The sequence below is a fragment of the Brevundimonas sediminis genome, assembly GCF_048799765.1.
Classification (GTDB): domain Bacteria; phylum Pseudomonadota; class Alphaproteobacteria; order Caulobacterales; family Caulobacteraceae; genus Brevundimonas.
On sequence record NZ_JBLYQK010000014.1, the window covers coordinates 12224 to 37535 of the forward strand.

A 25312-nucleotide genomic window follows, 5' to 3' on the forward strand; every position below is an offset into this window, starting at 1 on the left:
CTCAGAACCGCTTCGTCAGACCCAGGGTGACGATGCGACCGCGCGGATCGGCGACGACGGGATCATAGCCGAGTGCGAACTGGGCCAGCGGCGGATCGGAATCCGCGACATTGGTGACGCGGATCGAGAGGTCCAGCGCCGGGCCGACGGCGCGGACATAGCCGAGGTCGACGGTGGTCCAGCTGTCGATGGTCGGATCGGTGATTCCGCTACGGTCGTTGCGATACCCGCCGGTGTGGTGGACCAGCAGGACCATGCTGTCGGTCGCCCCGCTCCAGCCGAGGGAGAATTCCCCGCGGTCCTGCGGCAGGGAGCGGGCGAGGGTGGCCAGATTGGTCGAGCCGAGGCCCGAGGTCGGCGTCCCGCCCGGCGTCAGCCGGATGTCGTACCGGTCCACATACGTCCAGGTGGCGGCGGCGGAGAAGACGCCGCCGAACAGGTCGCGGTCATAGCGGGCGGACAGGTCGAGGCCTTCGGTCTCGATCGAGGAGGCGTTGATGAAGCGCAGGTCCACGAAGGTCAGGGCGCCGCTGCCGGCGCGGGTGACCCGCTGCTGCGCATCCGTCCCGGTTCGGCCCGCCAGATCATCGGCGGCGGCCTGGTCGATGACGGCCTGCGCCGATTCCTTCACGATCAGATTGGTGTAGTCGATCCGCCAGGCGTCGAGGCCGAGGCGCAGGCCCGGGAGCGGCGTCCAGTCGACGCCGAGGGTCAGGGTCTCCGACTCTTCCGGTTTCAGGTCCGGGTCGCCGGTGGTCAGGGTGTTGACGAAGACGAAGGCGCCCCGGTCGAAGACCGATGGCTGCGACGCCTGGGCGCCCGACAGGGTGAAGACCGAGGGCGCGCGGAATGCCTGTCCCCAGGACGCGCGGAGGGCCAGGGCGTCGGTGGCGTCCCAGCGGACGGCGACGCGGGGGCTGAGGGCCTCGGCGCCGCCGTCGTAGAGCTCCTCGCGCACGGCCAACTGGGCCTCGACCCGCTCTCCGAGCTTCAGCCGGGCCTCGGCGAAGGCGGCGAAGACGTCCTGGTCACCCTCGAAATCGGGCGAATAGCCGGCCGTGAGCAGTTCACCGGCGTTGACCAGATCGCTCCAGTCATGCCGCAGGCCGCTGCGGCGGTACTGGGCGCCGACGGCCAGGTCGAGGCGGCCGCCGTCCCAGTCGAAGGCGCGACCGTCCGTCTGGACGTCGACGGTGGTCAGGGTCGCGGCCCCACGCAGGCCGGTGTAGCCGATGAGGTCGGCGACCAGTCCGGCGCTGTTGGCCGTGCCGGTCCCGAGATAGGCGCTGCCGAACGGATTGAACCACTGGCAGGCGCCGACGCCGGGCGCGCCGGTGGCCGGATCGCAGCCGGCGCCGCCCAGGCCGTTCAGGGCGTTCTGGAGCGCCGTACCGATGGTGTCGGGCTTGTCATAGGCGATGAGCTGGCGGCTGCTGGTCGCCGAGACGTCCCAGTTCCAGCCCCCGGCGAACCGGCCGGACAGTCCGCCGGACAGACGCCAGGTCTCGTAGTCGAAGCGGGCCTCGGAGGCCCCGGCTTCGGCGCCGAGCAGGCGGCCGCGGAACAGGACCGCCTCGCCGAAGGGGTTGTCCGGATGGCCGGCGGGCACGGTCAGGGCCCGGGCGAGGATGGGCAGGGAGGGGCTTTGGCGGGCGATCGTTCCGGTCGCCGACCAGGCGGCCTGAAGCCGGACCTCGACAGCCCCGACCGGGCGGCGCCAGTCCGCGAACAACTGCGTCCGCGTTTCCTCCGGCGCGAGATCGAAGAAGTCCGAATAGTCGAGCCGGCAGAAGGCGTCGGTCGGACTGTTGCGGAAGGAGTGGGTGAAGGCGGGGTTGGTGCAATCCGGGTCGGCCGCGTAGGCGCCGGCTCCGGCGCGATAGTACGACCCCGGTTGGCCGTAGCTGGTGACGGCGGTCCAGCCGGCCCGGCCGTAGGTCTCCGCCTGGGTGAACGTCCGCTCGTCGGAGCCCAGCGCCGAACGGTGGAGGTGGGATGCGGCCAGCGTCAGGTCGCCGCCCAGAAGGGAGACGCCGCCCAGGGCCTCGATCAGACTCTCCTCCGCGCCGTCCATCAGCCCGTAGCGGGCCCGGAGCTCGGCGCCGTCGACCGCGGTTCGGGTGACGAAATTGACCACGCCGGCGACCGCATCCGAGCCGTAGAGCGCGGAGGCGCCGTCCTTGAACGCCTCCACCCGCTCGATCGCGATCAGCGGGACCAGACTGTTGATGTCGACATAGGCCGAGCCGTCGGTGGCGATCGCGGCGCTGGAGGTCCAGCGTCGGCCATCGACCAGCACGAGGGTGGAGCCGAGGCCGAGATTGCGCAGGTTGAACTGGGCCGTGCCCGAGCTCTGGGGCTGGTTGAGCTGATCGACCTGGGCTTCCGAGCCGGAGTTGGCGGTGACCAGTTGGAGCATCCGGGCCGGGTCGGTGACGGCCGCGGCCTCAAGGGCGCGACGGTCGAGGACCTCGACGGGCGCCAGTCGCTGTGCGCCGGCCAGACGCGAGCCGGTGACCACCACCTCATCCAGGGCGACCGGGGGCGCGGCGACCCGGGCGGAGGGATCCATCACGCTCTGGGTTTGAGCGTGGGCGGCGCCGGCGCAGGCGCCGAGGGCGACACCGGCGAGCAGGGCGAGACGGCGGGGACGGAGGTTCTCAGACATGGTCGCGCGGTCTAGGCCCCCTTTTCCCGAAGGAACAGCCGAAGCTTGGCCGCTCGGAAGAGGGAACGGTGTTCAGGTGTGGACCGTTCGGCCTCCATGGCCTCCGACCTGCCCGAGATGGACCCCGACGACCTCGACCCGCGCGAGCGTGACATGGGGCGTCGCAGCGGATCGCCCGAAACCGGCCTGTGGCTGGTCATCGGCGGTCTTCTGATGCTCGGAGGCCTCGTTTACGTTGTTTCCGCCCTCCTGTGAGGCCGTTCGGGCGCGTAGATGACTTGACCGCCTTCGCAGGTGCGGTAGTTGCCCTCTCATGAACATCCTGCTGGTCGGATCGGGCGGGCGCGAGCACGCCCTGGCGTGGAAGATCGCCCAGTCGCCGCTCGTGAAGCGCCTGGTCATCGCGCCCGGCAATCCGGGCATGGAGAAACTGGGCGAGCTGCGCCCGGTGAAGGCGACGGACGCCGAGCAACTGGCGGCCCTCGCCCGCGAGATGCGCGCCGATCTGGTCGTGGTCGGTCCGGAAAGCGCCCTGGAACAGGGGCTGGCCGACCGCCTGGCCGCGGCGGGCATTCCCTGCTTCGGCCCGACCGCCAAGGCGGCGCAGCTGGAAACCTCCAAGGCCTTCTCCAAGGCCTTCATGGAGCGTCACGAAATTCCCACGGCGGGGTTCGGCGTCTATGAGCGGCTGCACGAGGCCCGGCAGGCGCTGACCGTGTTCAAGCCCCCCTATGTGATCAAGGCCGACGGTCTGGCGGCCGGCAAGGGCGTGGCCATCTCGCCGACGAAGCGGGAAGCCGAACGCGAGATCGAGTGGATGCTGGGCGGCCGCTTCGGCCAGGCCGGGGCCCGGGTGGTCATCGAGGAGTTCATGGACGGCGAGGAGGGCTCGCTGTTCGCCCTGTCCGACGGCCGCAATTACGTTCTGCTGGGCGGCGCCCAGGACCACAAGCGCGCCTACGACGGCGATCTGGGCCCGAACACGGGCGGCATGGGCAGCTATTCGCCGGCGCCCGTTTTCACCCCGGAGCTGGTCGAGGCCGCCGAGCGTGAGGTGGTCAAACCGGTGATCGACGGCATGGCGCGCGAGGGCATGCCCTATCGCGGCGTGCTCTATGCCGGGCTGATGGCGACGGCCGACGGTCCGAAGGTGGTGGAGTTCAACGCCCGCTTCGGCGACCCGGAATGCCAGGTGCTGATGATGCGTCTGGGCGGCGACATCGTGCCGATGCTGCTGGCCTGCGCGCGTGGCGACCTGAGCCGGGCGACGCTGCCGGAGTTCCTGCCGGACACGGTCATCTGCGTGGTCATGGCGGCGCAGGGCTATCCGGACAGCCCGGTGGAGGGCTCTATCATCCGCGGCGCCGAGCAGGACTTCGGTCCGGACGTGCAGGTCTTCCACGCCGGAACCCGGCGGCAGGAGGACGGCCAGCTGGTCGCCGCCGGCGGCCGGGTGCTGAATATCTGCGCGCGGGGCAGGGACATCGCCGAGGCGCGCGACCGCGCCTATGCCGCGATCCGGAAGATCGACTGGCCGGGCGGCTTCTTCCGCACCGACATCGCCTGGCGGGCGCTGGAGCGGGGCTAGGGCCTCCGCCACAGTGGGGCCGTGTGCGCTTCCGGGCATAAGGATTTCTGCCTAATCGCCGATTAGTCAGGTTTTCAGAGAGCAGTGACATTTGAGGGGGTAGTCTCCTCCTCCCTTGTCCCGGATCGCGCCATGAAAACCCTGACGATCGGAAAACGGATCAGCCTGATGACGGTCCTGGCGGTCGCCGGGCTGCTGGTGGTCCTCGGACTGGCGCTGATGGAGCTGAATACAGCCCTGCGCCGGGAAATCGCCGACCGGACGCAGAAGACGGTCGAGGTCGCGCACAGCATCGTCGCCCACTATCACGGCCAGCAGACCGCCGGCCTGATGACCGAAGCCGAGGCCCAGGAGGCCGCCAAGGCGACCCTGAAGAGCCTGCGTTACGGTGGCGAGGACTACTTCTGGATCAACGACATGCATCCCAACATGGTGATGCATCCGACCAATCCGCGGCTGGATGGAACGGACATCAGCCGGAACACGGACGCGGACGGCGTGCGGATGTTCCAGAAGATGGTCGATGTGGTCCGCGCCGATGGAGAGGGCTTCGTCGCCTATCAGTGGAACAAGCCGGGCGAGGAACACGCCTCGCCCAAAATCTCCTTCGTGAAGGGGTTTGCGCCCTGGGGCTGGGTCGTGGGATCGGGCGTCTATACGGACGAAATCGCCGGACTGGTGGGCCGGACCGCCACGGCGCTGGGCCTGATGGCCCTGCTGGTGGCGGCGGCGATGGCGGTCAGCGGCGTCCTGATCGGCCGGTCGGTGTCGCGGCCGGTGATCGCCCTGGCCGGGCGCATGCGGGCGCTGGCCTCGGGGGACAAGACGTCCGACATCCCCGGCCTGTCGCGTCATGACGAGGTCGGCCAGATGGCCGGCGCCCTGGAAGTCTTCCGCGAGGCCGCGATCACGGCTGAACGGCTTGAGGCCGAGGCCGTGGCCAACCGCAACGCCACCGAGGCCGAACGGGCGAAGAACCAGCAGATGACCGAGGCCGCGGCGCGGGAGCAGGCGGTGGTCGTCGCGGCGCTGGGCGAAGGTCTGGATCACCTGATGCGCGGAGATCTGACCTACAGCCTGACGCAGGCCTTCCCGCCGCACTACGCCAAGCTGCAGAACGACTTCAACGCGGCCATTACGCAGCTGAAGTCGGCCATGTCGGTGGTGATCAACAATGTGTCGGCCATCCGCTCGGGCTCGGGTGAGATCAGCCACGCCGCTGACGATCTGTCGCGGCGCACCGAGCAGCAGGCCGCCTCGCTCGAGGAGACCGCCGCCGCCCTGGACGAGATCACCGCGACGGTGAACCGCACCGCCGCCGGCGCCCGTCAGGCCTCGCAGACCGTTCAGGCCGCCAAGGACGACGCCGAGACCAGCGGCAATGTGGTGCGCGACGCCGTCGGCGCCATGGGCGCGATCGAGAAGTCGTCGCAGGAAATCAGCCAGATCGTCGGCGTGATCGACGAGATCGCGTTCCAGACCAATCTTCTGGCGCTGAACGCGGGCGTTGAGGCGGCGCGGGCGGGGGACACGGGCCGCGGCTTCGCCGTGGTGGCGTCGGAAGTGCGGGCGCTGGCCCAGCGCTCGGCCGATGCGGCCAAGGAGATCAAGGCCCTGATCTCGGCCTCGACGCAGCAGGTCAACGCCGGCGTCACCCTGGTCGGCCAGACCGGCGAGGCCTTGCAGCGCATCGTCAGCCGCGTGGCCGAAATCGACGGTCTGGTTTCGGAGATCGCCGCCTCGGCCCACGAACAGGCGACGGGGCTGCAACAGGTCAACACCGCCGTGAACCAGATGGATCAGGTCACCCAGCAGAACGCCGCCATGGTGGAGGAATCGACCGCCGCCAGCCACTCGCTGTCGCAGGAGGCCGAGGTGCTGGCCGGATCGGTGTCGCAGTTCCGGATCACCGACGCCCCGACGACGGCCCCGGCGTCCGCGAACCGTCCTGCTCCGCGTCATGCCCCGGTCCCGCAACTGAAGACCGTCGGCCATGGCGGCGCCGCGCCGCAGTCACACGCGGCCGAGGACGGCTGGGAAGAGTTCTGAGGTCTGGCGTACGGACTGACGCCGGAAAGGTCGGGCCGGGCTGGTTGATCTCCAGCCCGGCCTTTTCTTCAGGCCCAGGCGAACAGCAGGCGGCCGTCGCCCATGCGCTCGCGCAGGCGGGGCAGGTCGGTGTGGGCGACCGAGAAGCAGCCGTAGGAGCGGCCCAGCTTGCCTTCGCGGGCCAGGAAGGCCGGGTCGGCGTAGTCGGCGCCGTGGACGATGATGGCGCGCTCGCGGGCGTTGTTGTTGGTGTATTCCAGCCCGTCGAGAAGGACGTTCGGGCCCTGCTGGGCGCCCCAGCCAGCGCCGGCGGTGGCGAAGGCGCCGACCGACGACTTGTAGCTTTCCGGGGTGTTGGAGAAGGTCCGCGCGTAGCCGGAATGGTCCGGGTCCGACCCGCGGCCATGGCAGGTGCGCATCAGGGTGACGGCGCCGCCCTCGAGGTCGACTTCATACAGGCGCTCATCGCCAGAGAATTTGGTGAAGTCGACCAGATACATGCGGTCGCGCCTGGTGATCTTGTGGCCGTGGATGTCCATGGCGGCCAGGGCGCGTTCCATCAGTTCGGGACGAACCTGACCGCGCGGATCGAGCAGACGGGTGGAGTTCAGCTGGGCCGTGATGGCCTCGGGCTCGGCGGCGCCGACGACGACCCGGGGCGCCGGAACCTGCGCGAGCTGAGCGCCGGTCTCGGGCAGGAGAGACGCCGTCGGACGGGTCGCGGCCGCAGAGGCGCAACCCGAAAGAAGGGCGGCTCCGCCCAGGATGAATCCGCGTCTGGCAAGTCGCATGCGACGCCCCTCGCATGTTTCACAGGAAGCGACAGTTTGTTTCAAAAGCGGACAGGGATGGCAACCTGAGCCTTGGCTGCGGTCGGTGGACAGGTAAGCTGATCCGGGGACTGAGGGGGTTTTCCGTGAAGACGATCACGACGATGCTGGCGGCCGCCGCCGCACTTGTGGCGACAGGCGTTGCCGCGCAAACGCCCGCACCTGCGGCAGTTTCGCCTGGGGCGGGAACGACGTTCGTTCAAGTGGGGCGGCTTCTGGCCGAGCCGTCCACCGGAATTGTGCAGCGCGATAAAACTCTCGTGATCAGAGGGAACCAGGTCGTCGAAATCCGCGACGGCTTCGTCGGCGAAGGGCGGGTCGTGGACCTGAGGGATCGGTTCGTCCTGCCCGGGCTGATCGACAGCCACGTCCATCTGACCGGCGAGCAGAGCGCCAGCTCGCGGCTGGACGGGGTGACCCGGTCCAACTCGGACCAGGCCTTTGTCGGCGCGCGGAACGCCCTGCGGACGCTGAACGCGGGCTTCACGACCGTGGCGGACCTCGGTGCGACGAATGAATCGATCTTCGCCCTGCGGGACGCCGTCCGGCGCGGCGATGTTCCTGGACCGCGGATCATCGCCTCGGGTGAGGCTGTCTCGATCCACGGCGGCCATGGTGACATCAACGGCTATCGCGAAGACATCATGCATATGTTCACCGGCGAGAGCATCTGCTCGGGGCCGGAAGACTGCATGCGGGCCGTGCGACTGCAGGTGCGGTCAGGCGCGGACATCATCAAGATCACGGCCACCGGCGGAGTGCTGTCGAACACGGCGGCCGGACTGGGGCAGCAGTTCTCCGACGCGGAGCTGGCGGCGATCATCGACGCAGCGCACCGGATGGGACGGCAGGTGACGGCCCATGCGCACGGGTCCGACGGCATCAACAGCTTCCTGCGCGCGGGCGGCGACTCGATCGAGCACGGCACCTATCTGGATGCGGAGTCGATCCGCCTGATGCGCCGGGACGGGGTCTATCTGGTGCCGACCCTGATGGCCGGGGATTTCGTGGCGCGCATCGCGTCGGGCCCCGACAACTTCTTCACCCCGGCCCAGACGGCCAAGGCGCTTCAGGCCGGGCCGCTGATGCTGGACATGGCGCGCCGCGCGCATGAGGGCGGGGTTCGCATCGCCTTCGGCACCGACAGCGGCGTCTCGGCCCACGGTGACAACGCCGGTGAGTTCGTCCTGCTGGTCCGGGCGGGCCTGACTCCGCTGGAGGCGATCCAGACAGCGACGGTCAATGCGGCCGCCCACCTGCGGATCTCGGACCAGGCCGGGAGGATCGCCGTCGGCATGCCCGCCGACCTGATCGCGGTCGACAATGATCCGCTGACCGACGTGACGCTGCTGCGGCACGTCGACTTCGTGATGAAGGGCGGGGTGATTTACCGGGACGAGTAGGATTCCGCCTCCCCGGGGGAGGAACGGACGAGAAAGTCCACAAACCCGGCCTGGTCCTCGAAGGTCGCCTTGACCGGCCAGCTGACCACGCGCGCGCGCCATTCCGGCGGCAGGCGGGACCAGTCCTTCTCGGTGGTGACGAGGGTGGCGCCGAACTGGTCGGCGCGGTCGGCGAGGAAGCGCAGGTCCTCTTCCCTGAAGGCGGCGTGGTCGGGGAAGGGGGCGAAGTCGGCCAGGTCGCCGCCCGCGGCCTTGAGCGAGCGCTCGACCTTCCAGGGCTTGGCGATACCCGCGAAGCCGACCAGCGGACCGGAGGGCGGCGGACCGGCGGGCTCCAGCCGGGCGATGAAGACGGGCAGGGCGCCGAAGGTCTCGAGCAGTTCCGGATCGGGCTCGGCCAGATCGGATGGCATGAGGATGACCACCGCGTCGGCGCGCGACAGCCCGGCCTTCAGCGGCTCGCGCATGGGGCCGGAGGGGAAGACCGAGCCGTCGCCGAAGGGCCATTCATCGTCGCGCGTCTCGCCGTCCACGACGATCAGGCTGAGGGTCTTCTTCAGCGCCGGGTTCTGGTGACCGTCGTCCAGCACCAGCGCCTGCGCGCCCGCCGCGGCGGCGGCCTTCGCCCCGGCGACGCGGTCTCGCGAAATCCACGCCGGGCTGTCCAGCGCCAGCATCAGGGGCTCGTCACCGACGTCGGCGGCGGTGTGAGTGGCCAGGTCCACGCGCACGGGACCTTCCAGCCTGCCGCCGTAGCCGCGCGACAGGGCCTGGGCGTCGACGCCGGAGGCGCGCAGCAGGCGCAGGACCTCGCGGGCGATGGGCGTCTTGCCCGATCCGCCGACGGTCAGATTGCCGACGGAGACGACCGGCACGCCCGGATCGACCGGCGTGGCCCGGGCGATGCGGCCGGCGGTGACGCCCGCCCAGACCCACGACAGGGGCTTGAGCAGCATACGGGTCAGGGCCGCGGACTTGCGGTCGCGCAGGTACCACCATCTGGGCGTGCTGAGGCTCATCGGCGCCTCCGGGCGGGGGCGGGCGGCAGCAGGGGCTGGAGGCTGTCGATCAGCCGGTCGAGCCCGGAACCGGCCTCGGCGGCGGCCCGGCGGCCGCGTTCACCCATGGCGCGGGCGGCCTTGTCGTCTGAGAGCAGCGGGACAAGCACGCCCGGCAGGTCCCACGGCGCGCCGACGATCCGGAGCCCGCCGGCCTCGACGAGCGCCTCGGTCACGGCGGCCCAGTTGGTCATGTCGGGACCGGTGACGGCGGGCTTGCCCAGCCGCGCGGGCTCCAGCGGGTTGTGGCCGCCGACCGGGGGCTTCTCGAGCGCCGCAGAGAAGCTGCCGCCCATGACAACGACGTCGGCCAGCCGCAGGAACAGGCCCATCTCGCCGAGGGTGTCGGCGACATAGAGGTCGGTGTCGCCGTCGGGCTGCCGCCCTTGCGAGCGCAGGGCGAAACGGTAGCCGTCGCGGGTCAGGGCGGCGGCGATGGCGGCGCTGCGTTCCGGGTGGCGCGGGATCAGGATCAGGCAGAGCCGGTCGGTCAGCTTGTCCAGCGCGCGAACGATGGCGATTTCCTCGCCGTCATGGGTGCTGGCGGCCACAACCACGGGCCGGTCCCCGATGGCGGCGCTGAGCCGGGTGAAGGCCGCGCCGTCGTGGGGCGGGGCCTCGCCTGCCAGCTTGAGGTTCACATGGCCGTCGATCCGGGCGCCGAGGCTTTCCAGCCGATCCGCCGACACGCCGTCCTGCGGCAGGACCACGTCGAAGGCCGAGAGGATCTCGCGCGCCGCGCCGGGGAAACGCCGCCAGCCGGCGACGGTCTTTTCGGTGATGCGGGCGCTGGCCAGAACCAGCTTCACGCCCCGTCGATGCGACTCGAGGATCAGATTGGGCCACAGCTCGCTCTCGACGAAGACGCCCACGACGGGCTTCCACTTCGTCAGGAAGGCGTCGACGGCGCCGGGCGCGTCGACCGGGGCGAACTGGTGGATCACACCGGGAGGCAGGCGTCGCGCGAGCAGGGCGGCGGAGGTGAGAGTGCCCGAGGTGACGAGGAGGTGCAGGTCCGGCCGGGTGGCGCGCAATCGCTCGACCACGGGCAGCAGGGACAGGGTCTCGCCGACGCTGACGCCGTGCAGCCAGACGACCTCGCCGTCCGGCCGGGGGACACGCGTCAGGCCCAGCCGTTCGTCGACCCGCACCGGGTCTTCCTTCCCTTTTCTGGCCCGCGCGTCGAGCAGGCGGGGGGCGAGAGGCTCCAGCATCCGGGTCACGAGCCGGTACAGGATCAGGGCGGGGCTCAAGGTCAGACCCGCTTCAGGCCGGTGATCGCGTCGGCCTCGGCCTCTACCGCGTTCAGCCGTTCGGTCCAGGCCGCGACGACGTCGGACATGTCGGCGCCCTCGGGATAGTCGGCCACATCCCAGACGATGGCGCCCTTGCCGAAGGGCAGGGGCAGGACGGCCTTGTCCCAGCTGTTCAGGCGGATGGCCGGATTGCAGCTCAGGCCGATGAACAGGGCGGGAGCGCCCGAAATCTTCGCCAGCATGGGCAGGCCCTCGGCCATCTGGCGCGCGGGGCCGCGGGGGCCGTCAGGGGTGATGGCCAGACCGCCGAGCTTGAGCTGCTTCAGGCCGTCGCGCAGGGCCTGGGTTCCGCCCTTGGCGGCCTTGGCCTTGTCCTTGTTGGTCGAGGAGCCGCGCACGGCGGGGAAGCCCTGCTGCGCCACGGCCTTGGCGATGAACTCCCCGTCGGCGCTGAGCGAGATCAGGGCCTTGGCGGGGGTGGCGCGGTCCAGCGGCCAGCAGGCGGGGCTGAGGCCGATGCGCGAATGCCAGAAGACAGCCAGCACGCCGCCGCCCCGTTTCCAGACGCCCTCGGCGACATCCTGATTGTGATGGGTCCAGCGGATGGTGGCGAAGCAGAACCGCATCCACGCGGCCAGCACCCAGGCCAGGGTGTTCTGGATGACCGGAATACGGAGCGGCCTCAAGAGACCGCCCCCACCGGATCGCCGTCCAGCGACTGCTGCTTCGCCAGACGGGCGTAGAGGCCGCCCTTCTTCACGAGGGCCGAATGGGAGCCCTGTTCGACCACCTTGCCGGCCTCGATCACATAGATGCGGTCGGCGTTGCGGACGGTGGACAGGCGGTGTGCGATCATCAGGGTGGCGCGGCCTTCCATCAGCCGCTCCAGCGCCGCCTGCACGAGGGCCTCACTCTCGGTGTCGAGGGCGCTGGTGGCCTCGTCCAGCAGCAGGATGGGGGCGTCCTTCAGGAAGGCGCGGGCGATGGCGATGCGCTGGCGCTGGCCGCCGGACAGGCGCAGGCCCGCCTCGCCGGCGCGGGTCGCATAGCCTTCGGGCAGGGCTGAGATGAAGTCGTGGGCCGCGGCGCTGGCGGCGGCGGCCTCGATCTCGGCCTGGGTGGCGCCGGGACGGCCATAGGCGATGTTGGCGGCGATGGTGTCGTCGAAAAGGAAGGGCTCCTGCGTCACCAGCGCGATGCGGCTGCGCAGGTCGTGCAGCTTAAGCTCGCGGATGTCGCGGCCATTGATCGTCACCGCGCCGGCGGTGACGTCATAGAAGCGGGGCAGCAGCGACAGGATGGTGGACTTGCCGCCGCCCGAGGGGCCGACAAGGGCGATGGTCTCGCCCGGCTTCACGGTCAGGGAGACGTCCGACAGGGTCGGGGCGCCGCCCTCGGCGGCCGGGGCGTAGGCGAAGCTGACGTGATCCAGCGCCACGGTGACGGGCCCGGCGGGCAGGTCGTCGGCGTCGGGCGCCTCGCGGATTTCCGGCTGGATGTCCAGCGAGCCGAACAGGCGACGGGCGGCGGTCAGGCCCTCGGTCATGACGGTCTGGAGGTTGGTGACCTGACGTAGCGACTGGCCCGCGGACATCAGCAGGCCGATGTAGGCGGCGAAGGCGCCGACGCTCATCTGGCCCTGACGCGCCTGCCAGCCGGCATAGGCCATGACGGCGGCGACCACGATCATGGCGACGAGGTTGGAGAAGGGACCGGCGAAGGCGCGGCTGTCGGCGGACTTGATGACGTGACGCTGGCGACGGGCGACCACCTCGCCGACGCGGGCTTCCTCGGCCGCCTCGCGGTTCTCGATCTTGATCAGGCGGACGCCGTCGAGGTTCTCCATCAAGGCCGTCGACAGGTTGCCGGTCTCGACCATGGCCCCGGTGGTCGCCTTGCGCATCCGCTTGCCGAAGCGGCGGATGACGAAGGCGATAAGGGGCGCGCCCAGCAGGACGATCAGCGTCAGCTTCCAGTCCGTCCAGGCCATGTAGCTGATCACGGCGATCAGGGTCAGGCCGTGCTGGGTGTAGTTGACCACGCCGTTGGTGAAGGCCTCGCGCACCAGGTTGGCGTCGAACAGGACGGAGGCGACGAAGCCGCCCGAGTGCTGGCTGCGCAGGCGGGCGAGGTCGGCGCGGATCATGGCGCCGAACAGCTTGACCTGGATGTCGCCGACGATGCCGTGCCCGAGGCGGTTGACCAGGGCCGCCTGACCCAGGGCCGCGACCGTCCAGATCACCCCGGCGCCGATGATCAGGGCCGGAACGCCGATCAGGGCGTGCTCGGGGGCGATGGTGAGGACCCGCCAGACGGTGACCGGCTTGCCCAGGAAAAGGCCGTCGATGGCCGGCTCGAGCAGTTGCAGCACCGTCGCGGCCATGACACCGACCACGGCGGCGCAGGCGATCGACAGGAACAGCGGCGTCCGGTGGTGCGAAAGATAGTCCCGCCAGATGCGCCCCAGCAGTGGGCGAAGGGCGTCCTTCTCGTCGTCGGCGGGGGCGGGCGTCGTCATCGGTCCGAGGTCGGACGACGAGGGGAGGAAGTCAAGCGGGGAGGTGGGTGTCGGGATCAGAAGCGATCGTAGAGATCGAGGAAGCCGCTCATGGAATCGAAGCGTGTGACGGCGCTATCGAGATAGTCGCCGTTGCATAGGACTTCGAAGACAGGCCGCATGTACGGGCGCAGGCTGAGGGTCGTTTCAACGGAGTAGGCATGTAGCGGCGTGCCGGCGCGGTCGTAACCGATATTGGCCACGATACGGTCGCGCCCTGTTGGGCAGTCGATCTCATGAACCTGAGATGTTGCGGCGGTCTGGTCCGGCACGGTCTGCCGCTGAAGCAGGATCAGTTCGGCACGGACAGTCTCTGGTCGGGCTGCGTCGCGCTGGACATCAAGAATCCCGACAAGCCCGCCGCCTCCCGTTCGAAGAAGGGCGCCATCGACGTGCGCACGGGATGGCAAGGCGGGGTTTTGAGAGGCCTTGGCCGTTTGGGTCGCCTCGGCCGAACAGGCCACGGTCGAGGCCAGCACGGTGATAGCGGCTCCGATCCGGAGGGCGGTTCGCACGGGAAAGAAGCGGTCGATCTTCGCGCATTGCATGACCGTGAGCTTCGACTGGCACGCCGTGAAGTCAAGCGGGTTCGGCCCGGGTGGCGATCCAGTCGCGGACGGCGAACAGATAGTCGCTGTGGGTGAGGTCGTCGGGATCGAGACGGCGCGGAGCCAACAGGGCGCCGAGTTCGGCGGTGAAGGTGCGGTAGTCGGCCTGGACGGCGGCGGCGCCCGGCAGGGGCGGCTGGTTGTAACGGCGATGTTCGGACAGCCAGTTGCGGACGCAGCGGATCGCAGCCTCGGGATTGCCGCCGTGGGTCTCGACGTCCTGACCGCTGATGTCGGACAGGGCGCGATCATAGCGATGGGGTTGGGCGTCGAGGATCAGGGCGCGCTTGCGGCGATGACGGGGCTCGCCCAGCAGCCGCGCGCCCAGGTGCAGGCCCAGCTCCATCGGCATGTTGAAGCGCGGGACGCCGTCCACGACCTCGACACGGGACAGGTCGTGGACGCCCCAGTCACAGTCGCCGATCAGGCTGGCGATCTTGGCGATGCGGATTTCGGCGCCGTCGGTGGAATCCAGCGCACAGCGCGGATGATAGCCGGACACGACGACGGTGAAGACGATGGCGCGCAGGATCGGCCGGTAGTCGTCGTCGAACGGGCAGTTGATGAAGACGGAGAGGGAGGCGGCGGGCTTACGCCTAGGCGGGCTCGCCATGCGTTTTCTCCGCCATGGCTTCGAACTGCTTGCGGATGTCCTTCGCGAGCGAGGAGCGTCGTCCCGGGACCGGAGGAATCTTCAGGCCGTGGTAAACGACCGGGCGGTCCCGCCTGTCGGGCCGGGTAGCGGAAACCTTGGCTGTGGTCTGTCTCGCCATGGATCGAATATGCGGGAGGGGCGGGCGCAAAACAAGCGGGTGGAGATGACGCGGGGCCTTCGAGCCTCTATCTCCCCACCCATGTCGTCCTACGATCTCTCCACCGCCGCCGGCCGCTTCAAGGCGCGCTGGGACTATGTCTGGAAGGACCACGCCTTCCTGCGGCGGTGGTTCATGAACGCCCACTGGCTGGGGCCGGATCTGGTGCGGACGAACCAGCCGTCGCCGCGGCAGCTGGCGTACTGGAAATCACAGGGGATCAAGACGGTCATCAACCTGCGCGGGGCGCGGGACGAGGCCTATTATGCGCTGGAGAAGGACGCCTGCGAAACGCTGGGCCTGACCCTGATCGACGCGCCGCTGGACAGCCGGGATCCGCCGCAGACGGACCGGATCCACCGGGCGAAGCGGCTGTTCGAGACGATCGAATATCCGGTGCTGATCCACTGCAAGTCCGGCGCGGACCGGGCGGGGATGATGGCGGTCTTCTATCGCCACTTCCATCTGGGCGAGCCGATGAGCGAGGCCATCAAACAGCTCGACAAGAAATACCTGCACCACCGCGAGGGCCTGACCGGGGTGCTGGACTACACGCTGGAGAAATACCTCAAGGAGGTCCAGCCGACCGGCGTGAGTTTCCTGGAGTGGGTCGACAGCCCCGCCTATGACCCGAAGGCGATCCGGGCCGAGTTCAAGGCGCAGTGGTGGGGCACCCTGCTGACCGAAAAGCTGCTGAAGCGGGAGTAGGGTTCAGCCCCACGGACCGCGCGGGGCGTCGGGCGGGGAAGGGGTGTCGCCCCGCTCCTCGGCCAGCTGGGCCTCCCGGCGAGCCTTGCGCTCGGCTTCCCAGTTCCGGAACCAGCGGGTCCACGCCATTTCATTGCGCAGGGCCATGACCCAGATCGCCAGCGCCATGAGCATGAAGACCAGCGCGCTGATTTCCTCGACGCCGAGGGTGCGGCCGAAAAGGGTCATGGCGCCGGCTCCGGTTTCCGAGGCGGGCCCGAGGCCCGCCAGACCTTAGTGTTCGGCCGCGTCGCCGCGCGGGTCGATCAGGCGGTGGGCGTGCAGGATGAAGTAACGCATGTGGGCGTTGTCGACCGAGGCCTGGGCCTTGGCCTTCCACGCCTTCCGGGCTTCCTCATAGTTCGGGAAGGCGCCGACGAACTCGATCTGGCTGACATCGCGGAAGACGGGGGCGTCCAGGTGGCGCAGCTCGCCGCCGATGACGATGTGAAGAAGCTGGGCCGGATCGGCGTTCGTGGTCATGTTCTCGTTCCCGGGGGGAGGGCGTCTGTGTTGTCACCGTCCCACGAGCAGGTTGAAATCACCTGAAGAGACGGATCAGCGGGGCGCGAGCGGAATAGGCCCTGTGCGCTTCAGGATCAACGGGTGGAGGCCCGGAGCGGCGCAGATCAGGCTGGTTTGTCGCGGATCGGGCTGATTGAAGCGCCACGGACGCCCGTGATGGTCGCTGACCCTGGCGCCGGCCTCTTCGGCGATCAGGGCTCCGGCGCAGACGTCCCAATCCCATTTGGGCGTCAGGGCGATGGCGGCGTCGAAGGCCCCCGCGGCCACAAGGGCCATGCGATACGCCAGGGCGTTGCGCTTCTCGTAGCGCATGGGCGGCCAGGGCTCGGGCCAGAGCGGACCTTCCATCAGCCGGGCGTCGGCCAGAACCGAGGCGTCATCCAGATCGGTGGTGTCGGACGGCGTGATCGCGCGGCCGTTCAGCGTCGCTCCGCCGCCCAGGGTGGCGACGAAGGTCTCGTTCAGCATCGGCGCATGGATCACCGCGGCGACCGGGCGTCCGTCCTCGACGACGGCGACGGGAATGCACCACCACGGCTTTTCCTTCATATAGGCCACGGTGCCGTCGATGGGATCGACCACGAAGATGCGCCGCCGGGTCAGACGGTCGGGGCTGTCCGCGGTCTCTTCCGAGAGCCAGCCATAGTCCGGCCGGGCGGTCAGCAGGCGGTCGCGCAGCAACGCATCGACCGCCAGATCGGCGGAGGTGACGGGCGAGCCGCCGGACTTGGACCAGATCTTCAGACCGGCCTCGCGCTCGGACAGGGCCAGTTCGCCGGCGGCGAGGACCGCGTCGCGGATGAGTTCGAGATCGTCCGCGAAATCCGTCATTTGCCCGCGATGGCCACCGCGTCGAACAGCAGGGACGGGCTGTTGAAGCCGCCCCGGAACTCCAGATCGGAGCCGGGGACCAGACGGGCCCACAGGTCCTTCAGATTGCCCGCGACGGTGACTTCGCTGACCGGATACGCGCGTTCGCCGTTCTCGAACCAGAATCCCGACACCCCGGCGGACCAGTCGCCGGTATTGCCGTTCAGCGAGGGCCCGAACATGGAGGTGATCAGCAGGCCGGTCCCGGCGGCGGCCATCAGGCCGTTCAGGTCCTGCTCGCCCGCTTCCAGATGCAGGTTGTGGGTCGAGACGCCGGGAGGGCCGGCGAGGCCGCGCGAGGCGTGGCCGGTGGAGGCGAGGCCGAGCTGGGCGGCGCTGGAGCTGTTCATCAGCCAGGTGGTCAGGACGCCGTCCTCGACGATGGACTGCTTCCAGACGGCGACGCCCTCGTCATCGAACGGGGTGGAGCCCAGGCCGCGCTGACGGAACGGATCGTCGATCAGGTTCACGCCCCTGGGCAGGACCGGCTGGTTCAGCCGATCCTTCAGGAAGGAGGTGCCGCGCGCGATCGCTGAACCGGAGATGGCGCCCAGCAGGGGCGAGAGCACCTGGGTCGCGATGCGGTTTTCGAAAATCACCGGGGCGGTGGTCGAGGCGATCTTGCGCGGACCGGTCCGCTCGACGGCGCGCTTGCCCGCATAGGCGCCGATGGCCTCGGCGGAGGGCAGGTCGGACAGGTGACGCACGGCGCGGTGTTCGCCGCCGCGTTCCATGGCCCCGTCCTTTTCGGCGATGACGCCGACGCCCAGCGAGAAGGCCGAGCCCTGATAGGCGCCGTCGAAACCATGCGAGGTGACCAGACGCCAGCGGCTGGACGAGGCGGCGGCATGACCGCCCTCCGACCTGGCGACCCCCTCGACCGACAGGGCGGCGGCTTCGGCGGCGGCGGCGGCGGCCTCCAGTTCGGCGGCGCTGCGCTCGGTCGGATCATAGAGGTCGAGATCGGGGAAGGGCCCCCTGGCCAGACGATCCTGCGGGGCGAGACCGGCCCAGGGGTCTTCCGGCGCCAGACGGGCCATGGCGACCGCGCGTTCGACCAGACGGGCGCGGGTCTTGTCCGACAGGTCGGAAGCCGAGACGGTCGCCTGACGCTTCCCGATGAAGACGCGCAGGCCGAGGTCGCGGCTTTCCTCGCGTTCCACATCCTCCAGCGCGCCGTTGCGGACGCCGATGGACAGGGAAGCGCGTTCCGAGGTCACCGCCTCGGCGGCGTCCGCGCCGGCCTTGAGGGCGGCGGCGATCAGATCGGGCAGGATGTCGGAGGCGGCGGCGTCACGCGGGGAGGTCATGCCCCGATATGGCCGGGCCTCCGCGATGGCGCAACCGCCGTCAGAAGACGGCGGCGAAGATCAGCAGGCCCGCCGACCCGATAAAGGTCAGATAGGTGAGGATCATGCCCAGCATCCGGCCGACGGCGGGCTGCTTCTCCTGGCCCATGCCCCAGGCGTGCAGGACGCGCCCCACGAAGAAGGCCCCTCCGACCAGATGGACGATCGCGGCGCTGTAGAAGACGGCGACCACGGCCAGGGCGACCAGCGCCAGCGGGATATATTCGACCGCATTGCCGAAGGCGCGGGTCGAGGTGGTCAGCTCGGCATGGCCGCCGTCGCCGACGGAGACCTTGTGCCTCCGGCGCCCGGCGCTGATCCGCATCGACAGCCACAGCACGAACAGGAGCGAAAGCCCTGTCCACAGGGCCACGGCCCGGAAGGCTTCAGTGTGAAAGGCCAGGGCCTGTTCGATGCTCATGGTGTCCCTCCCCGGGGCGGTCGTCAGTTTTCGCGTGCGACCGGATAGAGCCGGTAGTGGTCATCATAGAACGGTGTGCGTTCATAGAACCACTGCAGGCGGGCGTCGCCGTTGGCGGCGAAATCGGGGTCGGCGGCCAGCCTGGCCTCGAACTCGGCCTTCAGCGCCGGATCGGCGGCCATCATGCGCTCGGCCAGCGGGGCGATGGCGTAGCCCTCGATGTACTCCACGCGGCTGAGCACTTCCGGGAACATGCCCCAGGCGAAGAAGCTCTCGGACGACTGCGGTTCCAGCAGCAGGACGACGATGTCGCCCAGCGGCTGGTCGGTCGGGACGCGGACCGAGCCGGTCGGGAAAGTCCAGTCGCGCTGGAGCGGGGTGACCTGGGTCACGGTGGTCTGGACGTGGCCTTCGTTGGCGCGCGTGGCGATGCGCGGATCGTTCAGGCGCAGCATCTCGACCGGGACGGTCCGCGGCGCCGACAGGGTCTCCATGGTCACGCCGTGGATGCGCAGGCGTTCGATGATGTCGGTCCGGTAAGACGGCACCCAGTAGGCCTCGGGGCGGCGCAGGGTCAGGGTCGGATGCGAGGAGTAGAAGGGCATCGGCCAGACCTCGGGATCCGGCTGGCCCAGCCAGCGGATTTCCTGACGGCCCGAGGCGGGGCTGTCCCAGGTCTCGTAGGTGATGCCCTTGAAGGCGCGGGTCGAGGACGGCTGTTCGTCCGAGGCGAAGTTCGCCGGGATTTCCGCCGGGCGCAGGGCGCTGTCGGCGGCGATGGCGGTGCGCAGGCCCGCGCCGTCGCTGGCCAGCAGCTTCAGCGCGCGCTCCAGGAAGACGTAGGTGCCCAGAACGCGCTGCTCGTGCGGCTTCAGGCTGTGGTTCTCGATCAGGATGGTTGGAACGTGGGCCGCAGCGCCCCAGCCGTTGGAGAAGCGCTCGCCCAGCCCGCCGTCGTTCAGGCCCGCCCGCGGGTTCCGGTCATCAATGCCGAACACCAGTTCGCCCGGGATGTGCCCGCGGGCCTCGAGCGCCGCATTGATGGCGGGCTTGAAGGCGTCGTCCAGCCAGCGGGCCGTGGCGGGCGAGCGCGAATACAGGCCGTTTTCGCCGTTGTAGCCGTAGGTGACGTCGTACTGGTAATCCATGCCGTCGGTGACGTGGATATCGACGTACAGGTCGGGCCGGTATTTCACGATCAGGCCGCGCACCGCCCGCATCTCGGGCTGGTCCAGCTTCAGGTAGTCGCGGTTCAGGTTCTGGTTGGTCGCCGTGTTGCGCCAGCCCTGGATGCGCGGACCGCGTTGGTTGGGGCGGCTGTAGGCGCTGGCGCGCTCGTGACCGTCGACCGACAGGATGGGGATCAGGATCAGGTTGACCCGGTCCAGCAGGTCATCCTTGCCGTAGAAGGCGATGTCGCGCAGCAGCATCATGCCGGCGTCCTTGCCGTCGATCTCGCCGGGATGGATGCCCGCCTGCGCCAGGAGCACCGGCTTGGACGGATCGAAGGTCGCGCCGTCCTTCGAGGCGATGACGGCATAGATCGGTCGGCCCTCCGGCGAGACGCCGAACTGCTCGATGCGGATCAGGTCGCTGGCGGCGTCCAGACGGTCGAACCAGGCCCGGGTGTCGGCGTAGTCGGGGCTGAAGTCATGGTCCGCGTCGGCTTCGAAGGCCGTGACCCACGGGTCCGAGGCCGGGCGCAGCAGGTCGCGGCTGGCGCCGTTCCATTCGGGCGCGGGCGGCAGGAAGGGCTGGTCCCACGGCGCGGTGTTGGAGACGGACTGGGACATGGCGGGACTCGCGAACAGAAGGGCGGCGGCGATCAGAAGGGGCGTGCGCATGGGCTCCTTCCTCAACCAAACGCGCGCGGGCGGCAAGCGGTCCTGGTGACGATCAATACAGACCGATCGCCGGGGCCCACGCTCCGCGCGAGATCAGATGGGTTGCGGACGCGCCGACGACCCACAGGCTGTAGATCAGCACGATCAGCAGCGCGCCGATCACGGCCGGTCGCCACGGTGCGAAAGCCGCCGTCGCGGTGCCGGTGAAAAAGATGCCGAAGCCGACCCACAGCCGGACTGACGACAGGGCGGCGAATCCGGCGTTCACGCTCATCAGGGTCAGAAACAGCAGGGCCACGATCAGGTTGGCCGCCATGATGCAGCCGAAGACTAGTCGCCTGTAGCGCCAGAAGTGTTCGGTCAGGTCGATCCTCTCGTCCACCCCTTCGGCCGAGACGCGGGGGAAGGTGACGCTGGCGGCGATGTAGAAGGTGGCGGCGATGACCAGACCCGCAATCAGCAGCGCGTGATTGAACGGCGCGCCGCGGAAGATGACCCAGGCCTGGTTCCAGAAGGTAGCGACGTCGAGCGCAATGAAGGCGGCGAGCATCGGGGTCAGCCACCCGAACTTCACCCGTTCCTTCTCATGCAGCACGCGGGCGAAACCGCCGACCAGCTCCGCCACGGAGAGGCCCAGAAGAAGGCCGTAAAAGCTGAAAAAGAATTCGAACGCGCTCATGGACGCCTCTCCCCCGCGGGATCACCTTGTTCGTCCGGAAGGACACGCCTCGTCGACGTCGGTGCGGAATTGAGAACGGCCGGCGTCGCCCCGGAGCAAGGGCGACGCCGGCCGTCGAAAGCCGGTCAGGCGGGGCGCGTCAGGCGCCGCGCTTGGCGACCAGACGGTCGACCGTGGCTTGCGCCTCGTTCCGACGGGTCGTGTGGCTGGCGATCTGGGCGCGCTGGGCGGCGGACAGTCCGCCGGCGGCGGCGCCCTGTTCCTGGATGGCTTCGATCTGGCCGTTCAGGTCGGCGACGGTGTCCTGGGCGTCCCACAGCTGCTGTTGTTCGGCCGGGCTCAGACGCGGCGGCTGGGCCCGGGGGCGCGACGAGGCGCGGGGCGACCCGCGGCCGGTCAGCACCTGCGCATCGGCGGTGGTCGAAATGCCGACAACCGGGACGGCGGTGGCGAGGGTGAGAAGGGCGACGAGAACGCGCATATAAAGGCTCCGTGTCCAGGGCGAAGGCCGGACGTTAGATTACACGGCTGTCACCTGTGAAGCGAAATTCTGACATAAGTGTTGCGCTGCAACGTAAACGCGACTTCAGAAACACAGTTCGGTCAGATCACTTCCAGATCGGCGCCCCGTCGCCCGGCAATCCGAGGCGGTCCCACATCTCGGAGACGCGGTCGACGACCCCGGTTTCCATGCGGATCTCCTCGCCCCATTCGCGCTTGGTCTCGGGCTCCCACTTGTCGGTGGCGTCCAGGCCGATCTTGGAGCCCAGACCGCTCTCGGGGCTGGCGAAGTCGAGGTAGTCGATGGGGGTGTTCTCGATCAGGGTGATGTCCCGCGCCGGGTCCATCTTGGTCGAGATGGCCCACATGACGTCCTTCCAGTCGCGGGCGTTGATGTCGTCGTCCACGACGATGACCCACTTGGTGTACATGAACTGTCGCAGGTAGCTCCAGACGCCCAGCATCACCCGCTTGGCATGGCCGGGGTAGGCCTTCTTCATCGAGACCACGGCGATGCGGTAACTGCAGCCCTCGGGCGGCAGCCAGAAGTCGGTGATCTCGGGGAACTGCTGGCGGAGCAGGGGGATGAAGACCTCGTTCAGCGCCTCGCCCAGCACCGAGGGCTCGTCCGGCGGACGGCCGGTGAAGGTGGTCAGATAGATCGGGTCCTTCCGCATGGTGATCGCCGTCACCTGGAAGACCGGGAAGGTCTCGACCGAGTTGTAGTAGCCGGTGTGGTCACCGTAGGGGCCTTCCGGGTGATGCTCGTCCAGCAGGACATGCCCTTCCAGCACGATCTCGGCCTGGGCCGGGACCATGAGCGGCACCGTCTTGCAGGGGACCAGTTCCGCCTTGGCGCCGCGCAGCAGGCCGGCGAACTGGTACTCCGACAGCGTGTCCGGCACCGGGGTGACCGCGGCGAGAATGGTGCCCGGATCGGCGCCGAGGACGATGGCGGCGGGCAGGGGCTCGCGCGACCCGGTCTTCTTGTGGCGGGCGTAGTGCTGGGCGCCGCCGCGATGGGCCAGCCAGCGCATGATGGCCTTGTCCTTGCCCAGCACCTGCATGCGGTAGATGCCGAGGTTGAAGTCGTCCTCGCGGGCGTCGGACGGTCCCTTGGTGACCACCAGCCCCCATGTGATCAGCGGCGCGGGCTCGCCGGGCCAGCAGCCCTGGATGGGGAGGGAGGTCAGGTCGATCTGGTCGCCCTTCAGCACCACCTGCTGCACCGGGGCGGTCTTCACCGTCTTGGGACGCATGGCCATGACGGTCTGGGCCAGCGGCAGCATCTCCATGGCGTCGCCGAAGCCGCGCGGCGGGGTCGGATTGCGCAGGAAGGCCAGAAGCTCGCCGACCTCGCGCAACTCGGCGGCGGTGGTGCGTTGCTTCTTCTCCAGCGTCACGCCCATGGCGACCCGCTTCACCGTGCCGAACAGATTGGCCAGACAGGGGATGGGGCTGATCGTGCCGTCGGGCAGGACGGGCTTTTCAAAGATCACTGCCGGGCCGCCGTTGCGCAGCAACCGGGTCTGGATCTCGGTCATCTCCAGATGGGTCGAGACCGGTTCGGTCACCCGCACCAGTTCGCCCTCGGCTTCGAGGATCTCGATGAAGTCGCGCAGTGATTTGTAGGCCATGCGCGGAGGCTTAGGCGGACGGGCTGGTTCTGTCACGCCGCCTTTGCCGTGTCGCGTCAGCGCAGATCAGGCCTGGGCCCACTCCTCGTCCCACTGGAAGGCCGCGTCGAGCCAGTCGCCGAGACGACCGTCCGGGCGCGCCAGCGCGTGGATGCGGTCCATCTCTTCCGCCGACAGTGCGAAGTCGAAGATGTCGAAGCTCTCCTCGGCGCGGCTGACCTTGCTGGTGCGGGGAATGGCGATGATGTTCTGCTGGATCAGCCAGCGCAGGGTGACCTGACCGGCCGACTTGCCGTGCGCCCTGCCGATCTCGATCAGGGTCGGATCGGTGGCGACATTGCCCTGGGCCAGGGGCGACCAGGCGGTGATGGACGAGCCCAGCTCCTTCGCCGTGTCGATCAGAGACGTCAGTTTCAGGTAGGGGTGATATTCGACCTGGTTGGTGACCAGTTTCGCCTTCGACAGGCTCTGGGCGCGGGCGAACTCGAACGAGGGGAAGTTCGACAGGCCGATGCTCTTCGTGAGGCCCTGCTCCAGCGCCTCGTTGAGCGCGCCCAGGGTCTCCTCGAAGGACGGCTCGGGCTTGGGCCAGTGGAGCAACAGCAGGTCGGGTGTGAAGCCCAGCGCCCCGGCGGACTCCTTCGCCTGCTTGAGCAGGTCGGCGCGGTGGAAGTGGGCGACCCAGATCTTGGTGGTCAGCCAGATGTCCTCGCGCTTGACATGGCCCGCGGCGATGGCGTCGCGGATGCCGTCGCCGACGGCCGCCTCGTTCTTGTAGATCCAGGCGGTGTCGATGTGGCGGTAGCCGATGCGCAGGGCCTCGGCGACCATCTTGCGGGCATCCGCGGGCTCAAGCATCCAGGTTCCGAAGCCCAGCAGCGGAATCGCGTGGCCGTCGACGGTGATGGCGGGCTGGTCGGTCATGGGATGGCTCCGGGAAGGGGAGGCGCTTACCTAGGCCGTGTCGCCACGGGTTCAAGCAGCCAGTCGGCCATCGTGTCCCAGAGCGGCTCCATTCCCTTGCGGAACGCCCCTTCGTGACCAATGCGCTTCCGGCCGAAATCGGCGGGGGTGTGCACGATCATGTCGCGCGGGGCGTTGGGGTAGACCTGCATCAGGATGGGGCCGGTGGTCGGCGTCGCGATCGGATCGTCAGTGAAGATCCACGATCGGATCGGGGCGGTGACGGCGTCGAAATGATGCGGTTTCAACCCGTCCTTCAGTTCCTCGAGGAAGTAGGGCTCCTTCAGGCACCAGCGGCGCCAGGTCTCCCACACGCCACGCGGAAGATCCGTGCCCGCCCACAGGCCGCCGCCCTTGATGTAGCCGCGCCGCGCCAGGCTCCAGGGGCCGTAGCCGAGCCAGAAGAACAGTTCGAGCGGATTGTAGGACCGGTGATGCCGGCCCCAGTAGCCGCTGCCGACCGAGACGAACGCGTGCTTCGAGATACGGTCCTGATTGGGCATGAACCCCAGGAAGTGGCCGCCGACGCTGTGGCCGACGTGGACGACCGGCAGGCCGGGCGCGGCCTCGATCAGGGCGTCCAGCGCCGCCGGCATGTCGAGGCGACCCCAGTCGACATAGTCCATCTGCATCGCGGCCAGATCGTCGGGTCGTGATCCGGCGATGCCCCGGAAATCATAGGTCAGGACGGCCGCGCCTCTGCCCGCCAGATGCCGGGCGAAGCGATCATAGAACCCCTTGGGAAAGCCGGTGCCCGAGCTCATCAGAACGGCCGTGGTCGGCTCGGAGGCGGACACCAGTCGCATCGACAGCGGATAGCCGTCGATCGCCGGGGCGGTGAAGTCTTGGATGATGGCGTCGGTCACGGGATGGGTCCGTATTGATTTGAAACGAACCTAGACGATTGCCCCCACGTCAGGTCAAGAGCTTGGAGCCGGGCGACGGAA

At 69.0% G+C, this 25312-nt stretch carries 24 protein-coding genes; 5 read left to right on the plus strand and 19 right to left on the minus strand.

What is annotated here, in order from left to right:
• Window position 1: 1 nt before the first annotated feature.
• Window positions 2-2668, minus strand: coding sequence for a TonB-dependent receptor plug domain-containing protein (locus tag ACLQ7T_RS09540; RefSeq protein ID WP_420479222.1), 2667 nt, complete (start codon window positions 2666-2668; stop codon window positions 2-4).
• A 96-nt stretch (window positions 2669-2764) separates the two neighbouring features.
• Between ACLQ7T_RS09540 and ACLQ7T_RS09545 the strand changes: the two genes are divergently transcribed.
• The 3 genes from ACLQ7T_RS09545 to ACLQ7T_RS09555 all read left to right on the plus strand — a co-directional run bounded on the left by ACLQ7T_RS09545 (window position 2765) and on the right by ACLQ7T_RS09555 (window position 6305).
• On the plus strand, window positions 2765-2923 hold the full coding sequence (locus ACLQ7T_RS09545) for a hypothetical protein (protein ID WP_420479223.1): 159 nt from the start codon (window positions 2765-2767) through the stop codon (window positions 2921-2923).
• Between the two features lie 58 nt (window positions 2924-2981).
• Window positions 2982-4256 (plus strand): phosphoribosylamine--glycine ligase, encoded by a 1275-nt coding sequence (gene purD / locus ACLQ7T_RS09550; RefSeq protein WP_420479224.1) that lies wholly within the window; start codon window positions 2982-2984, stop codon window positions 4254-4256.
• A 132-nt stretch (window positions 4257-4388) separates the two neighbouring features.
• On the plus strand, window positions 4389-6305 hold the full coding sequence (locus ACLQ7T_RS09555; protein ID WP_420479225.1) for a methyl-accepting chemotaxis protein: 1917 nt from the start codon (window positions 4389-4391) through the stop codon (window positions 6303-6305).
• Between the two features lie 68 nt (window positions 6306-6373).
• Here ACLQ7T_RS09555 and ACLQ7T_RS09560 read toward each other — a convergent pair whose 3' ends face one another.
• Window positions 6374-7096, minus strand: a complete 723-nt coding sequence (locus ACLQ7T_RS09560) for a murein L,D-transpeptidase catalytic domain family protein (protein WP_420479226.1) — start codon at window positions 7094-7096, stop codon at window positions 6374-6376.
• Window positions 7097-7239: 143 nt separating this feature from the next.
• Here ACLQ7T_RS09560 and ACLQ7T_RS09565 point away from each other — a divergent pair, with 143 nt between their 5' ends.
• Window positions 7240-8538 carry a metal-dependent hydrolase family protein gene (locus tag ACLQ7T_RS09565; protein WP_420479269.1) on the plus strand — a complete coding sequence of 433 codons (1299 nt, stop codon included), beginning with the start codon at window positions 7240-7242 and terminating at the stop codon, window positions 8536-8538.
• Here the strand turns inward: ACLQ7T_RS09565 and lpxK are convergent.
• The 6 genes from lpxK to ACLQ7T_RS09595 are packed head-to-tail and all read right to left on the minus strand — an operon-like array spanning window position 8523 to window position 14630.
• Window positions 8523-9557, minus strand: a complete 1035-nt coding sequence (gene lpxK, locus ACLQ7T_RS09570) for a tetraacyldisaccharide 4'-kinase (protein WP_420479227.1) — start codon at window positions 9555-9557, stop codon at window positions 8523-8525. The genes ACLQ7T_RS09565 and lpxK overlap by 16 nt on opposite strands.
• Complete coding sequence (locus ACLQ7T_RS09575) at window positions 9554-10849, minus strand: 3-deoxy-D-manno-octulosonic acid transferase (RefSeq protein WP_420479228.1); 1296 nt, start codon at window positions 10847-10849, stop codon at window positions 9554-9556. Before ACLQ7T_RS09575 ends, lpxK begins: the two co-directional genes overlap by 4 nt.
• Window positions 10850-10851: 2 nt before the next feature.
• Complete coding sequence (locus ACLQ7T_RS09580; protein WP_420479229.1) at window positions 10852-11538, minus strand: lysophospholipid acyltransferase family protein; 687 nt, start codon at window positions 11536-11538, stop codon at window positions 10852-10854.
• Window positions 11535-13370 carry an ABC transporter ATP-binding protein gene (locus ACLQ7T_RS09585; RefSeq protein ID WP_420479230.1) on the minus strand — a complete coding sequence of 612 codons (1836 nt, stop codon included), beginning with the start codon at window positions 13368-13370 and terminating at the stop codon, window positions 11535-11537. Before ACLQ7T_RS09585 ends, ACLQ7T_RS09580 begins: the two co-directional genes overlap by 4 nt.
• Before the next feature lie 56 nt (window positions 13371-13426).
• Entirely contained in the window at window positions 13427-13957 is a 531-nt protein-coding gene (locus ACLQ7T_RS09590) for a hypothetical protein (RefSeq protein WP_420479231.1), read from the minus strand.
• A 31-nt stretch (window positions 13958-13988) separates the two neighbouring features.
• On the minus strand, window positions 13989-14630 hold the full coding sequence (locus tag ACLQ7T_RS09595) for a hypothetical protein (protein WP_420479232.1): 642 nt from the start codon (window positions 14628-14630) through the stop codon (window positions 13989-13991).
• Window positions 14631-14871: 241 nt separating this feature from the next.
• Between ACLQ7T_RS09595 and ACLQ7T_RS09600 the strand changes: the two genes are divergently transcribed.
• Window positions 14872-15537 carry a fused DSP-PTPase phosphatase/NAD kinase-like protein gene (locus tag ACLQ7T_RS09600; RefSeq protein WP_420479233.1) on the plus strand — a complete coding sequence of 222 codons (666 nt, stop codon included), beginning with the start codon at window positions 14872-14874 and terminating at the stop codon, window positions 15535-15537.
• A 3-nt stretch (window positions 15538-15540) separates the two neighbouring features.
• On the opposite strand, the gene ACLQ7T_RS09605 is transcribed toward ACLQ7T_RS09600, so the two are convergent.
• The 11 genes from ACLQ7T_RS09605 to ACLQ7T_RS09655 form a co-directional block, all read right to left on the minus strand.
• Entirely contained in the window at window positions 15541-15765 is a 225-nt protein-coding gene (locus tag ACLQ7T_RS09605) for a hypothetical protein (RefSeq protein WP_420479234.1), read from the minus strand.
• A 45-nt stretch (window positions 15766-15810) separates the two neighbouring features.
• A complete protein-coding gene (locus ACLQ7T_RS09610) occupies window positions 15811-16059 on the minus strand; it encodes a DUF4170 domain-containing protein (RefSeq protein WP_141626110.1) in 249 nt (82 codons plus the stop codon).
• Window positions 16060-16134: 75 nt separating this feature from the next.
• On the minus strand, window positions 16135-16932 hold the full coding sequence (locus ACLQ7T_RS09615) for a 3'(2'),5'-bisphosphate nucleotidase CysQ (RefSeq protein ID WP_420479235.1): 798 nt from the start codon (window positions 16930-16932) through the stop codon (window positions 16135-16137).
• Entirely contained in the window at window positions 16929-18281 is a 1353-nt protein-coding gene (locus ACLQ7T_RS09620) for a TldD/PmbA family protein (protein ID WP_420479236.1), read from the minus strand. Before ACLQ7T_RS09620 ends, ACLQ7T_RS09615 begins: the two co-directional genes overlap by 4 nt.
• Window positions 18282-18321: 40 nt before the next feature.
• Window positions 18322-18741: an MAPEG family protein gene (locus ACLQ7T_RS09625; RefSeq protein WP_420479237.1), complete on the minus strand. Its 420-nt coding sequence runs from the start codon at window positions 18739-18741 to the stop codon at window positions 18322-18324.
• Between the two features lie 23 nt (window positions 18742-18764).
• A complete protein-coding gene (locus ACLQ7T_RS09630) occupies window positions 18765-20585 on the minus strand; it encodes a M14 family metallopeptidase (RefSeq protein WP_420479238.1) in 1821 nt (606 codons plus the stop codon).
• A gap of 52 nt (window positions 20586-20637) precedes the next feature.
• On the minus strand, window positions 20638-21264 hold the full coding sequence (locus ACLQ7T_RS09635) for a hypothetical protein (RefSeq protein ID WP_420479239.1): 627 nt from the start codon (window positions 21262-21264) through the stop codon (window positions 20638-20640).
• 139 nt (window positions 21265-21403) lie between these two features.
• Complete coding sequence (locus ACLQ7T_RS09640; protein ID WP_420479240.1) at window positions 21404-21745, minus strand: hypothetical protein; 342 nt, start codon at window positions 21743-21745, stop codon at window positions 21404-21406.
• A 127-nt stretch (window positions 21746-21872) separates the two neighbouring features.
• Window positions 21873-23402, minus strand: a complete 1530-nt coding sequence (locus ACLQ7T_RS09645; protein WP_420479241.1) for a UbiD family decarboxylase — start codon at window positions 23400-23402, stop codon at window positions 21873-21875.
• Between the two features lie 66 nt (window positions 23403-23468).
• Window positions 23469-24326 (minus strand): aldo/keto reductase, encoded by an 858-nt coding sequence (locus ACLQ7T_RS09650; RefSeq protein WP_420479242.1) that lies wholly within the window; start codon window positions 24324-24326, stop codon window positions 23469-23471.
• Between the two features lie 26 nt (window positions 24327-24352).
• Window positions 24353-25231 (minus strand): alpha/beta hydrolase family protein, encoded by an 879-nt coding sequence (locus ACLQ7T_RS09655; protein WP_420479243.1) that lies wholly within the window; start codon window positions 25229-25231, stop codon window positions 24353-24355.
• Window positions 25232-25312 lie beyond the last annotated feature (81 nt).